The organism is Rania fehmarnensis (genome assembly GCF_056494185.1).
This window is the reverse complement of the sequence record NZ_CM151398.1, coordinates 7,057,248-7,071,178: the sequence shown is the minus strand read 5'-3', so window position 1 is coordinate 7,071,178 and position 13,931 is coordinate 7,057,248. Positions and strand designations below refer to the sequence as shown.

9 protein-coding genes are annotated in these 13,931 nt (G+C 55.0%); 4 read left to right on the top strand and 5 right to left on the bottom strand.

All coding sequences use genetic code 11. From position 1 onward, the window contains the following. Positions 1-166: 166 nt before the first annotated feature. The 3 genes from SH573x_RS23990 to SH573x_RS23980 form a co-directional block, all read right to left on the bottom strand. Positions 167-697, bottom strand: coding sequence for a hypothetical protein (locus SH573x_RS23990; protein ID WP_479350467.1), 531 nt, complete (start codon positions 695-697; stop codon positions 167-169). A 56-nt stretch (positions 698-753) separates the two neighbouring features. Next, entirely contained in the window at positions 754-888 is a 135-nt protein-coding gene (locus SH573x_RS23985) for a hypothetical protein (protein WP_479350466.1), read from the bottom strand. Between the two features lie 470 nt (positions 889-1,358). After that, complete coding sequence (locus SH573x_RS23980) at positions 1,359-1,985, bottom strand: class I SAM-dependent methyltransferase (protein ID WP_479350465.1); 627 nt, start codon at positions 1,983-1,985, stop codon at positions 1,359-1,361. Between the two features lie 221 nt (positions 1,986-2,206). Here SH573x_RS23980 and SH573x_RS23975 point away from each other — a divergent pair, with 221 nt between their 5' ends. The 3 genes from SH573x_RS23975 to SH573x_RS23965 all read left to right on the top strand — a co-directional run bounded on the left by SH573x_RS23975 (position 2,207) and on the right by SH573x_RS23965 (position 9,292). Then, positions 2,207-5,995: an FHA domain-containing protein gene (locus tag SH573x_RS23975; RefSeq protein ID WP_479350463.1), complete on the top strand. Its 3,789-nt coding sequence runs from the start codon at positions 2,207-2,209 to the stop codon at positions 5,993-5,995. Between the two features lie 331 nt (positions 5,996-6,326). Beyond that, positions 6,327-8,498 carry an alpha-amylase/4-alpha-glucanotransferase domain-containing protein gene (locus SH573x_RS23970; RefSeq protein ID WP_479350462.1) on the top strand — a complete coding sequence of 724 codons (2,172 nt, stop codon included), beginning with the start codon at positions 6,327-6,329 and terminating at the stop codon, positions 8,496-8,498. 11 nt (positions 8,499-8,509) lie between these two features. Next, the gene (locus SH573x_RS23965) at positions 8,510-9,292 is read left to right on the top strand and encodes an FkbM family methyltransferase (protein ID WP_479350461.1); all 783 of its coding nucleotides are present in this window, start codon (positions 8,510-8,512) and stop codon (positions 9,290-9,292) included. 141 nt (positions 9,293-9,433) lie between these two features. Here the strand turns inward: SH573x_RS23965 and SH573x_RS23960 are convergent, their stop codons facing one another. Then, entirely contained in the window at positions 9,434-10,675 is a 1,242-nt protein-coding gene (locus SH573x_RS23960; protein ID WP_479350460.1) for a PQQ-dependent sugar dehydrogenase, read from the bottom strand. A 268-nt stretch (positions 10,676-10,943) separates the two neighbouring features. Here SH573x_RS23960 and SH573x_RS23955 point away from each other — a divergent pair, with 268 nt between their 5' ends. Then, on the top strand, positions 10,944-12,110 hold the full coding sequence (locus tag SH573x_RS23955) for a sialidase family protein (RefSeq protein ID WP_479350458.1): 1,167 nt from the start codon (positions 10,944-10,946) through the stop codon (positions 12,108-12,110). 114 nt (positions 12,111-12,224) lie between these two features. Here SH573x_RS23955 and SH573x_RS23950 read toward each other — a convergent pair whose 3' ends face one another. Next, entirely contained in the window at positions 12,225-13,931 is a 1,707-nt protein-coding gene (locus SH573x_RS23950; protein WP_479350457.1) for a HEAT repeat domain-containing protein, read from the bottom strand.

Below are 13,931 nucleotides of genomic sequence, written 5' to 3'. Positions count from 1 at the left end.
ACTGACCAAGTGGATATCGCAGCAATTCTACGATGATAACCCACCTGTTATTCGGAGACCAAAGAAAAATCTTGGCCACTAGAAATCTAAATTCCCAATGTAGCCACCGTCGCCAGACGGTGGACACTCGTGGCCGCGAAACCCACCGCTCGGCTGCGGCACCTACCTAGGCTGCCATACGCTGGGATTGCTCGGCCGGAATCGCAATGCGAACCAAAGCCTCACCCTGTTTGGTGGCAGCCAAGACTATGCTATGCGGATGCGTGATATGCAGCAGCCATTGACCCACTGGTCCGGAAAGCGGCGATGCAGAGTCGAACTCGCCATCGACGATGACCAGATCGCTGGCCCCGATCTTGTGGGCCACGCGCGGCATGGCCGATTTCAAGTCACCGGGAATCAGATTGGCTCGCAGGCCCAACCCCGTGGCTTGTTGGTGAGCTTGTTTGAGCGTGAGGTGAACTCCGCCATCCTTGGCCGATTCGAAACCATCAACGCCCACGTAACGCAGTTGCTCTACACCCGGCTTTAATTGAGCGAGCTGGCAAATGCGCTTCATGCGCTCGCCATTGCCCACTCCCACCTCCAGGACGGAAGCAATCGGGGTGGCCAGGAGAGCGCGAAACATTTCGCGGTCTGTGACTGGACCAGCCAACCGTTGCCAATAGAACCGTTGAAACCAATTCAAGCGGCTCATAACTGCGCAAGCTCCCCTGCTTTGAGTTACCAAGCTTTAATCTGGTCCAAATCCATTTAGACCATCCACTGATGCCGAACAGCCAACGTCCCTGCCAACTGATCGGAGCAAGGCATCCATTGCCAATTGTTCGCGAGCGAACAACTAATCAATGCATCATCGATGCCGCGTGCATCCTTGCTCGCAAGCATCCATGCCACACTCTTGCAAGAGGCGAATCCTTCGCCACTATACTAGCCATCCCGGCTACTAGAAGAGTGTTTGCCAGTGTCGAGCGAACAGTGGTTTCGCCGACACAGGCGTTATCGGCAACCGAACTCCCTTGGGCTGCTAGATGTTTTTCAGCTCGGCAAGGTTTACCTTACTTGCCTTGTTCTCGGAAACCTTCCAAGTCCTCATCCAACTGGTCTTCTCTGCGAGCTCCGCTTCTCTGCGTTTTAGAGATCGTACAGCTTTTAAGTCAGTTGTACGGAGGGCTTGATGTCACCTCTCCCAAGCTTTGCTTGGGGGAGGTCGGAGCCAGCGTTAAGCTAGGCTCCGGGAGGGGGCTCGTTACCGAAGTGGAACTGTTTGCAGCAGTATGCACCACACAAATTGTTTCGCTGCAACCACTTAAAAGCTGGACGATCTCTTCAGAAACAGGGAACTGTGAGTTTGGCGACTACTTCTTGCGATAGAGTTCCACGTGATAGGGTCCACGAAATTGCAACATGAGGGCATCGGAACGCGCGTAGCGATCGAATACAGCTCGCATGAAATGTTCTTCGCCAGGCCAAGGGTAAACGAAGACCAAGGCAAAGTCGCTCAATTGCACATCGTGTTTGGAGTACGCCGAAGGGATTGTATGGGTCAGGCTGACTAAAGGGTCGGTGTCTTCGGCCAACTGCCGGGCGCCTGCGGGTAGAAAATTTCCCTGCCAGATTTCGGCTTGCACATGGTTCTCGTTTAGCAATCGCCGCGCATGTTCGCAGAGAAATTCTTCAGCTTCGATACCGATGGCATCTAAATTCAGCAATGCAGCCAGGCCGGTGACCACGCCGAAACCGCAGCCCCATTCGCAGAACAAGCGGCCATCAGTCCAGTCCCTTTCAACTACGGTGCGCAGAGCTTGCGCGACGTAATCGAAATCGCACTCGATGTATTGCGGCAGAGGTTTCTTGGGGAACTGATCCCAATACCATTCAATGCGGGCTCGACCAGCTTCCAGCCAACTCGACAAAGGAGCCTCGAGTTCGCGTTGATCAACGACCAGGTCCAACTGCTTGAGCGTCATGAGAGCTTGAGTCAATCTGTAAAAGATCTTCGAATTTATTTGGAGCAGGAGAGGCTTTAGGGGATTTTCGACTCAGAGCGGTGGCTCTTCAATTCCTTAACCAACTTGCCCTGAATGTCCAGTAGAGTGCATGATCACTAGTCGATACCCCGACAGAGGTCTTGTCGTAGGCTACTGCCCCTTGTTGCAGGCAAGACCCATCAGCTCGAGGTCTGTTTTTGAAATCGGTCGACGGCATGAATTTCACACGTTCAAGTTCTGAAACGATGACCAATTTCCAGGCGACTCTGGTCAATGTTGGCTACGGTCAACTGGCTTTGCGAGATAGCTTGGGAAGGATTTCCCAAAAGTGGACGTTGTCCAATCCAAAGTGCGTTATTGGAACCGGCACGAATTGTAACGTTTCCTGCAACTTGCCAGGTATCGTTGATCATCATGCACTTTTGGTAATTGGAACTCGCCAAGTGTTCCTGCGTGCCTTGGCTCCTGGACTAACCCGCTGTGGTGAGAATATCTCCGAAATTGTCATTTCTGGCAATGAAGCGGAATTTGCATTCGAGTTGGCTGGCCATCACTTCGTTTATTACCGCCATGCCAATACCCAGCCGACGCGCAAAGAGTTCATCGTCGAACCCGCCCAGACAGTGACTGCCAGCTTGTCGCCCGAAACCTCCAACAGCCAGAGTGTCAGCCGTTCGGTTCCCTCCCCTCTCGTACCGACCACCCCTGCCATGACCGCTCCAACCGCAACCGCCACATCTACATCATCAGATCGCCTGCGTTTCACCTTTGTACGCGCCCTAGAAAAGAACCGCGCACAAACACAGGCTGGCTCTTCAGCTAATGCCAATGACAAAACTAATTCAGGCGATCACCCAGCCTGGGTCGAGGAAATTGTTCGACAGGCGCTTCGCCCCGTCGAATCGCGATTGGATGATTTGTCTGCTCCGCTCATTAACATTCAACGTCGACTGCGCCGCGACGCGCGGCAACGCAAACTGCGCCGCAACTCGCGACGGGCCAACCCAGCCCAACCGCAGTCGGCTGCCCTGCCACCGGAACTGATTCAATCTCAATCCAACGTCGAGAAACTTGTCGGTCAGCACACTAGTCGCTTGGAACAAATCAATCAGCATGTCAACCAATTGGTGACTCGCTTGTCCAGCGTTGATCAACTGCTCAACAACTCCACCAGCAGTCACCAAGACCTGGCCCGCAAATCGATCCAATCGAACTTTGAAATTAGCAAGCTGCAACAAGAAATGCTGACGCTGTTTGCCCAGCTTCAGTCGCAACTGGAACGACCCTCAACGAGCGACGAACAACGCTTGTGGCAATCGGGGGTTGAAGCGCAACTAGCCGAACTTCAGTCGTCGATGTTAGCGTTGGACGACATTAAACATGCGCTCGAAATGGCCGTTTCCCAAACAACTTCGATTCGTAGCGATCTTGATCTGCAACGTGATCAGATTGTCGATGCAATTCAGCGTCCCGATGTAGTCGCGCCTTCGATCGATCAAATCAATCAGTCGATCAACGAAACGGTCGCGCGTTGCCTCAGTCAAGAGCTGAACGATGGGATCCAAGCATCGCTGCGCAAGTCCCTGTTGGGGCCTTTGACCCAAGAGGTATCCGACAGCCTGGCCGCCAATTTGGCGAGTCAGTTAGCCGCCATCACCGACCAGTTCGCCGGCCTGACCAGCCGCCTGAACGGAATCCCAGGTGAATTGTCGAGCACGCTCGCCGGAGTGCTACAGAATCAACAGCCTCCGGTTTCAGCTTCAGAGCTGTCCGAACGCATCGCCGCGTCGCTGGGCCAATCGATCAGCGATTCACTGAACTCCTCGCTGTCGGATTCACTAAACGCATCTCTCAGCGCGTCGCTGAACGAGTCCATCCAGGCATCGCTGGGCGAATCGCTCATGGCCTTGCCTTTGCTGACCACGCCTGGCAGTGAATCAATCGGACAACTGAACGATATATCAAACGCGGCGCTGCATCAGTCGTTATCCACTTCGCTGGGGCAATCACTCAAGACATCGCTGACCGACGCGCTCGGAGAAACGCTCGGCTCGTCGCTCAGCCAGTCGTTATGCGAATCGCTGAATGAATCGCTCAGCTCGCGCTTAAATGAGTCTCTGAGCGCTTCGTTGAACTCGCTGAACGCAACCCTGGTGGCATCGGTGGCTGCAGCGCTTAGCGAGACACTGCCGACGGTCGTGGCCCAGTCCCTCTCGCAATCATTGCCCCAACCGATTTCTCAATCGATCATTCCCAGCGTTACCGAATCGCTCTCGCAAGCCTTGTCGGCTTCTTTGACCGCATCCGTTTCGCACACGATCGAACAATCCTTGGCTTCGCTACCACAGGTTGTTCCAGTCCAAAACCACATCCCATTGGCAACCAGTCAGCAACTGGCTCCACTGGCTGCGACTGCGTACGAAGTGCCAGCTGCGCTGAGTTTGCCTACTGTTAGTGAACTGCTACCTGCGCAGGCTGGTGCGCCTGAGATCGACTTGACGCCAGTCGACGACGAACCCGGCTTCCAGTCTCAGCCCTACCGGGGGCTGTCTTATCTATCAGAAGCCTATCAGCAGCCCTCGTCGCCCTCGGTCGTTTACGATTCGCAGCAAATCGAAGCAGCGGGTTCCATTTCTGCCGATTATCAGTCGGACGCGTATCAACAACCGGTAGTTGAATCAGCTGAGCTTGAAGAAGTAATCGAACTGGAGCCAGAGATTGAGCTGGAAAACAACCAGTCGTATCTGTCCTCGGAAGTAGTCGAGGCAGCACCTGAGACCAGCGAAGGCTTTGAAGTCGAGTCCGATCTGCCTGGCGAACTGCCGAGTTGGTGGACCAAGCAACAAACAGATTCGCGACCGGTTACCGGCAGCCAACCGATCGAGCCTGAAGTCGAAGCGCCGGCGCAGTCCAATTGGCCCGGCCAAAACTACTTCGAACGCAATTATTTCCAAAGCGGACAAGAACCCGGCGCAGTCGCGGCAGAGGATCAACTTCCACCGGCCGATGTCTATGGATCGCAGCCAGCCAGCGAAGGCTACGCATCCTCCGCTTTCTCCGACGAGCAACTGGAAATCGTTCCTGAGGTCGATAATACCTTCCCCAGCGGCGTTTACGAACCTGGCGCAGCCCAAACCGCCGCCGAGGGTTTTGATTCATCGCCGTACAACCCCTATGCGCCTATTGGCTATGAACCAGAAGTCGAAACCGGCCAATACTCGCCCAATAGCCAGGCAGCCGATCTGGATGACAACGAGCAGGCCGAAGCTGCCTACGCAGGCGTCGGTCCGGTTGGTCACGGCGGATATTCACCCGAAGCTTACGGGCCCGAAGAAGAGATGCTGGACGCATATCAGCCTGCACCGGAGCGGCCTACGCAGTCGGTACAGGCCGCCGAAAACCCCACGGTGCGCGCTTCAGAAGTCGGTGGCGAACACCAAGAAGATGGCGATGAGAGCGTCGAAGATTACATGCGCCGGCTATTGGCTCGCATGCGCGGTGTAAGCGAAACCGAAATCAGTTTGCCAGGCATCGATCAAAACAAGCCCAGCAATCAACCGGCCCCCAAAGATCCTTCGGCCGTTAAGCCATCCGCGACAACGGAGCCAACCGCCAACGCTGAACAAATCACGGAAGACTGGACTGAGCCATTCGATCCCGATAAGTACGTTCCGCGCGGTGCGGCCCCTGAAAAGAACAAGGACCTGAATGCTCTGCGCGAACTGGCCAACAACTCCGCCCGCTCGGCGATTCAAGTCAGCGCTCGGCGCCGACAGGGCAGCGCAATCCTGCTGAAGTCGGCCATCGCCTTCGTCGGTCTCTTCGCCGGTGTCGCCTTGGTTTCGATCAATGGAGCACGCATTAACATTGCGTTCATCGCCACTATTGCCTCGTTCTTAGTGGCTCTGATCTGGGGTTACGATACCATCACCTCCATGCGCCCGCTTGTTCAGGCTATGACGGGTCCCAAGGACCCCAGCCCTGAACCTCAAGAGCCAGTGTAGCGGAAGCCGTCAAGGCTTTCGAACCTGAAACGCTCGACGCGTTCCGCTACCGAGAACTCTGTAGCGGAAGCCGTCAAGGCTTTCGGATCTGCAATGCTCGAAACGCTTGACGCGTTCCGCTAGTGTGGCTTTCGTACCACATTTTTGAGACGGGTTGGGAAGGTCCGGCCCCAATCGAAAACTCTTTTGCTACAATCTGCTTACTCGGCTGACGGGGAAAAGTTGTTCCGCGGGCGCGCTGTTTGCCGATAACATCAACATTTCGCTTTCTCACTTCGAGAGCCAGCGTTTATCTGTCGCGTATCTTCCCCATCTTAACGGCAGCGAGGCTATGACTCATAACGTGCGTTTGTGTTTGGTATTGCATAACCACCAGCCCGTGGGCAATTTTGATGGGGTCATTGAGCAGGCATACCAAGATAGTTACTTGCCGTTCTTGGATGTATTTGAAGACTACGGCGCGCTCAGAATTTCGCTGCATACCTCCGGTCCTCTGATGACTTGGCTGGCCGAAAAGCATCCCGAATACGTGCGCCGCGTGGCGGCGCTGGTGGCGGCCGATCGTATTGAGATCATCGGTGGACCGTTCTACGAACCGATAATGCCGATGCTGCCTAGTCGCGACCGTATCGGGCAAATTCGCCGTTATACCGAATACCTTAACGAACTGTTCTCAACGGATGTGCAGGGCATGTGGATGCCCGAACGCGTTTGGGAAAGTCCACTGACAACCGATATCGCTCGGGCTGGCATTGCTTATACGGTGTTGGACGACTATCACTTCAAAGCTGCCGGCTGGGGCGAAGACGATCTGCACGGATACTTCGTTACCGAAGATGATGGCAGCCTGCTGCGCATCTTCCCTGGCAGCGAAAAACTGCGCTACCTGATTCCATTTGCTGCCGCTCAAGACACGATCGACTATGCTCGTAGCGTCGCCAATGAGCATCCCGATGCCGTTTTGGTCTTTGGTGATGATGGTGAGAAGTTTGGTACCTGGCCCGATACCAAAGTGCACGTGTACGAGCGCGGTTGGTTGCGCAGCTTCCTGGATGCGCTAACGGACAACCAATCCTGGTTGCAGACCTGCCGCCTGAAAGACGTGGTCGACGACCAACCGCCACGCGGAAAGATCTATCTGCCCGATTGCAGCTACCGCGAAATGACCGAGTGGGCATTGCCGGTGCCCCAACAAGATTTGTACGAAGATGTGATGCATGTGCTGCACGAGCATCCACGTTGGGCAGACATGCAACGTTTTGTTCGCGGCGGTAACTGGCGCAACTTCAAGGTACGCTACACCGAAGCCAACGAAATGTATTCACGCATGATGTTGGTTAGCCGCAGGTTGGAGCAAGCCAAACAACTGGGTGCCGATGCCCAGGTGTTGGCAGAGGTCGAAGACCAGCTCTATCGTGGGCAGTGCAATTGCCCGTATTGGCACGGTGCCTTCGGTGGCATCTACTTGCCGCACTTGCGCAATGCCATCTATCGCGAACTGATCCAAGCGGATACTCAACTGGATCGCTTACAACATGGCGACGGATCTTGGGTCGAAGCCACGACGGAAGATTACGACTTCGATTTGCGGCCAGAAGTTCGACTGGCCAACGATCAGATGATCGCCTTTGTCGCTCCCGCGCAAGGCGGCATGTTGTACGAACTGGATATTCGTGACGTATCACACAATATCTTGGCGACTCTTCAACGCCGACCTGAAAGCTACCACCGCAAAGTGCTGCGGGGTGCCTCAGGTGCTGACCAGGCGGTCTCCAGCATTCACGATCGGGTGGTCTTCAAACAAGAAGGTCTCGACAAACGATTGCAGTATGACCGCTTCCCTCGCAAGAGTTTCCTCGAACACTTTTACGATAACGACGTAACGCTTGATCGCGTGGCTGAAGGCCTGGCGGACGAGCGTGGTGATTTCGTAGCGATGCCTTTCGAGGCCAAGTTGCGTCGTGGTGCTGGCAAGATTCAATTGCAGATGACTCGCGAAGGCAACGCGTGGGGTATTCCACTGAAGCTAACCAAAGCGATCACGATGGAAGAAGGCGATCCCCGCCTGTTTGTGGCCTACATGGTCGAAGGTGCTCCGCGCGATCGACAAATTCATTTGGCCTTGGAGTGGAACTTTGCCGGTATGCCTTCGGGTGCAGACGACCGTTTCTTCTATAACGGCAGCGGCCAGCGCTTGGGACAACTCGGTACGCGATTGAACTTGAGCAGCGAACGTCATCTGGGCTTGATCGACCAATGGCAAGGACTGGATGTTTTCATCTCGCTCAATCGGCCGGCCGGTTTCTGGACATTCCCAATTGAGTCGGTCAGCCAGAGCGAAGCCGGTTTTGAACTGGTTCATCAATCGGTTTGCGTTATGCCACACTGGTTAGTGCAAGGTGATGCCGAAGGCAAGTGGTCGGTACAAATGGAAATTCGTATCGTGCATTCGCACCAGCCATGCACCGATGCGATGACGCATCAGACCGTGGCAATGAGCTAAAGCGAGCGCTGATGGCCGAACTAATCGATTGCGGTCCGGTAAATGTTCTGGTCTCAGCCAGACACGGACGCATGTTGGTCAACCGTCACGACATTTACATAGGACGTTCGATCATCGAACTCGGAGAGTTTTCCGAGGGCGAGGTAGAACTGTTCAAGCAGGTCGTTCGCCCCGGCAGTTTTGTGTTCGAAGCTGGGGCAAACATTGGCGCACATACGGTGCCACTGTCGAAACTAGCCGGGCCCACTGGCCACGTATGGGCCTTCGAGCCGCAACGGATCGTCTATCAAACGCTGTGTGCCAATCTGGCTCTCAATAGTCTGCTAAACGTAACGGCTTTGTGCGCGGCAGTTGGCAATCAAGCGGGGCAGCTGCTGATCCCAGGTATCGATTACACGCGCGAGAACAACTTCGGGGGACTGGGACTGGAGGGCCGAACCAGCGGTGAGCCCGTCCAAGTGCTGACCATCGACTCAATGCGGTTACCCCGGCTCGACCTGTTGAAGGCAGATGTGGAGGGTATGGAGCAGGTTGTGCTCGAGGGTGCGCGCGAAACCATCACCCGCTGCAAACCCATTCTGTATGTCGAGAATGACCGTCAAGAAAAGTCAGCCGCCTTAGTTGCGCTGATCAAGCAGATGGGATACATCGCTTACGAACACTTGCCGCGCATGTATTCACCGACCAACTTCTTTGGTCAAAACCAAAACCCCTTCGGCAATATCGTCTCGATGAATCTATTGGCCATCCATCAATCGATCCCCGCCAATATCCAGGGCTTGAAGCAGCTGTAGAGTGGTAGTCGGCAGCTGTGGTTCTCATGAGTTTTCTCCGCGGGCTCTGCGCACTCTGCGTTTCAAATACATTTTTAAACGCAGAGACGCAGAGGATCGCAGAGTAGGGTATCGCGGTGCGATTGGGCCGCCAACCTTCAATTACTTGGCTTTGAACGTATAAATGCGTCCACCGGTCGTTGATGAAAAATAGACTTCGCCCTTTTCATCTTCACCGAAGGTCACGATTGGCAGCGCAGCCGGCCAGGCGACGACTCGGTTCTCGGTGGCTTTGCCCGAACCATCTAGCTTCAAAGCCCACAGTTTACCGGAGACGTAATCACCATACAGGTAATAACCAATCAGTGACGGATATTTGGTACCGCGATAGACTTGGCCGCCTGTGATCGACTTACCCCAGGCGTCGGTGTGTGGGTATTCCCAAACGGGATCGACAAAGTCTTTGGACTTGGTGACCAAGTCGTTGTCTTTGAATTCTTTGGCACCTGGCCGTGCGACGTGAGTTGCTTCTCGTTTGCTCCAACCGCAGTTTCCGCCTTTGGGAACGATGTTGATTTCTTCCCACAGATTTTGTCCGACATCGGCACACCACAGCTCACCGGTCTGGCGGTCGAACGAAATGCGCCATGGATTGCGAACTCCATACGCAAAAACTTCGCCACGCGCGTTGGGTGTTTTCACGAAGGGGTTGTCTTGCGGAATGCCATAGGCCAGACCGGGCGACTTGTTATCGACATCGATCCGCAAGATCTTGCCGAGGATGGTGGAAAGATCTTGAGCCGACTTGAGCGGATCGTCGCCCATGCCACCATCACCAAAGGCGATGTAGAGGTAGCCGTCTTTACCGAATTCGAGTGTGCCGCCATTGTGATTCCAGAACGGCTGCTTGACCGTCATCAGCACTTCTTCGCTGGCTGGGTCAGCTTGCGTGCGTTCCGCGTTGGCTTTAAAGCGAGAGATCACCGACAGGTGTTCTTCGGCTTTGCTGGTGTAGTACACAAATAACTCGCCGTTCTCTTTGAACTTGGGATGGAAGGCCAGCCCCAATAGTCCTTCTTCATTCATGCGGTCATCATAAGCGACCTTGTCTTCGATCTCGAGAAACGGTGTGGGTTCCTCGACTTGTGGGTCGTTGGGCATGACATAGATCGTACCCTTTTGGCCGACGACAAACACGCGATTGGTACCGTCACCCGCATGGGTCACGACCACCGGACGATCAAATTGCAGTTTGGGAAAAGCGACTTCGACTTCGACATTGAGCGGTGTTTGGTTGACACCTTTAGCCATTGAGGGTTCGGCGGCCACGCTGTTCGATACGGCACTGCTCAGCCAGGCCGCACTCAAACCGAGGCAGCCAACCAGGAGTCGAGATTTCAACATAGATACCTGCTTTTCGAGTTGGGGTTTATCTTGTTCAGTTGTTCCTACGCACAGATTAGGCAGGCCAGGACGAACATGCAAGTGTCCCCGACCCATATGCACGTCAACACCTCCCATTCGGGATTAGAGTACACACGGGAACCGGGGATAGTGCAATGCCGCCTGCGAGCTTGAAGCCGTTTGTCGCGAACCGCTACACTTACATTGGCTCCACTATTGGCTCCACTTACAAATTCTCGGCTGATCGCTCACTTTTCGGACGGTATTTATGATTCGCTGGCTAGCTTGGTTATCCCTCGTGGCCGTGTCGCACTCGTTGTTGTCCGCCGAGCCAAAATTGACTCAGACGGAAGTCTTTGTTGCGGGCCAACACAGCATTGCCCTATACCGCATTCCAGGCCTGGTCGTAACACCCAAGGGAACAGTCCTAGCCTATTGCGAAGCTCGGCGCGACAGCCGTTCCGATTGGGGCGAAATCGAAGTTCACTTGCGCCGGTCCACCGATGGCGGAAGGACCTGGTCCGATGCGCAGCATGTGGCCCATCGAGCGCCGCGCATCGAAGGTAATCCCACCAAATCCACCGGCGGCGAAAAAGAACAAACCGTCAACAATCCCGTAGCCATCGTCGACTCGCCATCGGGGGCCATCGAGTTTTTGTATTGCATCAACTATGCACGGTGCTTTTCCATGCGCAGTATCGACGACGGAATTAGCTGGAGCGAGCCGGTCGAGATCACCTCAGCCTTCGAGCCACTGCGAAAAGAATATCCATGGACGGTAATAGCCACGGGCCCGGGGCACGGCATTCAACTCAAAGGTGGTCGACTGGTGGTGCCTATCTGGTTGGCCTATGGCAAGAACGGGGCCCATCATCCGTCGGCCACCGCCACTATTTATAGCGACGATCACGGTCACAGTTGGCAATGTGGCGAGATTGCGGTGCCTGACGTCGAGCCCTTTGGCGATCCCAACGAAACCATGCTCACCACGCTCAGCGATGATCGAGTGATGTTGATGACGCGTAGCGTCTCCAAAGCTAATCGCAAAATAGTCGCGACTAGTCTGGATGGCGCCAGCCAGTGGAGCCAACCACAGTTCCACCCTCAGCTTTGGGAACCAATATGTATGGCTAGCATCGTCAACTATCCGTTGCGGAAAGGTACGTTGCTGTTCAGCAGTCCACATTCACTCGGTCGGGACAAAGACGGAGAGGAGATTCCCGCTGGCCGTGGTCAGCGTGAAAATCTGTCGATCAAGCTCAGTCGCGATGACGGTCAGACTTGGCCCATCAGCCGCACGCTCCAGCCCGGACCAAGCGCCTATTCGGATCTGGCCGTATTGCCCGGTGGCGATGTGCTCTGCTTGTATGAAAGCGGCAACCGTATCATGTGTGCCCGCTTCAACTTGGAATGGGTGAGCCAAGCAGCACATTAAAATCGCAGTGATAACTTGCGTGGACACTCGCGGTTACGTCGCGTCGCACTCACCAGTCACGCACTTCTTCGGACACTTTCCAGTAGTCGTGCCATTATGGTGTCGCAGAGAGATTCATTTCTTCTCGCGCTGCTCGATGCGCTCAAGTGCCCAGATAGTGGCAAAGTGGCCTGGGGCAGGAGGATCGTCTTTCCAACGCACCAGGCTCTGGCGAGTAGCCGGATCGGCGACCCACCCCAGCGCAATAGTCGACATGAAGCGAACGCTGGGTGATTCGGGAAAAGGCCCGATCTTATCGGCGATGCGAACTTCTAATTCGTCGGTTAGTTCTTTGTTCTCGCCATTTTCCCACAAGCGCCCACAAGCCCAAATCGCAGTCATGCGGGTGATCAACCCACGGTTCGGATCTTTGGGCACAAACTGGATCAGCATGGGCTTGGCGGCTTCGAATCGTCGCAGTCCCATCGCTTCGAACAAGTGAGCCATCCGGCGCAGGTCGCGCTGTTGAAACTTTATCGTGGTCGGATCGTTCCGGCCTTCGATCCAAGTTGTCAGGAGATCACACCACACCGTCAAGTGCGCGAAGATCGCCTCCAAACTGGCTTGATCCGTAGCCAGATGCCTGAGCGCCCAACCGGCCGTAATGCAGACTTCCGATCTCGAATGATCCAGCAGCTTGAGTAGCTGTGGTACATGCTCGGGCCTCTGGAATTCGACGGTCAGGCGAATAGCTTGTTCAAGTGGTCGCCAGCTTTCACTGTTTAAAACTGCTGCCAACTGATCATGTACTTGCTGTGTGTGTTCAGGCGATCGATTGCCATGCGCAATAATTCGCAAGCGCGCCTGGTCACGCAAGCTCGGATGCGGATCATCCAGAGCAGAGATCAAGCTTGGCAACGTGTCTTCATTGTCTAGCTCGGCAATTTGATCGATGGCCAGCGAGCGAACTTGCGAGTCAGCATGTTTCAGGCGTGCCTTGGCGGTGCTCTGCGCTACCGCAGGATTCTTTCGACAGAGCCACTGGTAGGCGGCGCGTTCGGCAACCGGAGAGCTTTTGTCGGCGATCTCTTGAATAAAGGTGCTGACACTTTCTGCCGGTGCGCTGGCCAACACGCAAACCGCCAGTAGCTCTGGATATTGAGCCCCAGATTTCTTCAACTGGGTAGCCAACTCGAGTTGGCTGTCCTGAGCCAGGTTGCCGATGGCGCGCGCCGCGGACACTCGCACTGGCTCGCCTCGCGTTTCATCCAGCACGATTGACTTCAGTGCGTCTAGATCTTCGGTCGACCCCAAGGCGGCTACGCCGTCGATTGCCAGTTGCAATTGCACCGGGTTAGCCCGTGAGTCCTTCAGTCGCGCACGCCAGGTCGCCAGCGCCTGAGGTTTGCGCCACTTCAAACAAGCCGCTTCGACGACCGGTTGTATAAGGCGGTCTCCACTGCCGATCTTCCAGTACAGATCGACATGTTCGCCCGTATCCATTTCGCAAGCTGCGGCCACTAACTCTGCGCGGACATAAGGATCGGTTTCGCCACTTTCTAATCTCGCATTCGTGGCCGGCAATAGCTCAGAACGATTGAGCGTCGGGCTGTCCGGCACGCGCAGAATCGCTTGAGCGGCTCGCATGCGCTCCGAGGAATAGGGCGATGCCAGTTGCCTGGCGTTGACTTGAATGTTGGGAGTCTCGTACTCAGAATCCCAATTGATGTTCAATTGTGGATCGCTCTGCCACAAGTACTCGACCGGCACCGGATCGGCGGCATGTAAGGCTGCTGAAATCGAACCGATCCATACTAGTAATATTCTGGTTAAATTTAGCAT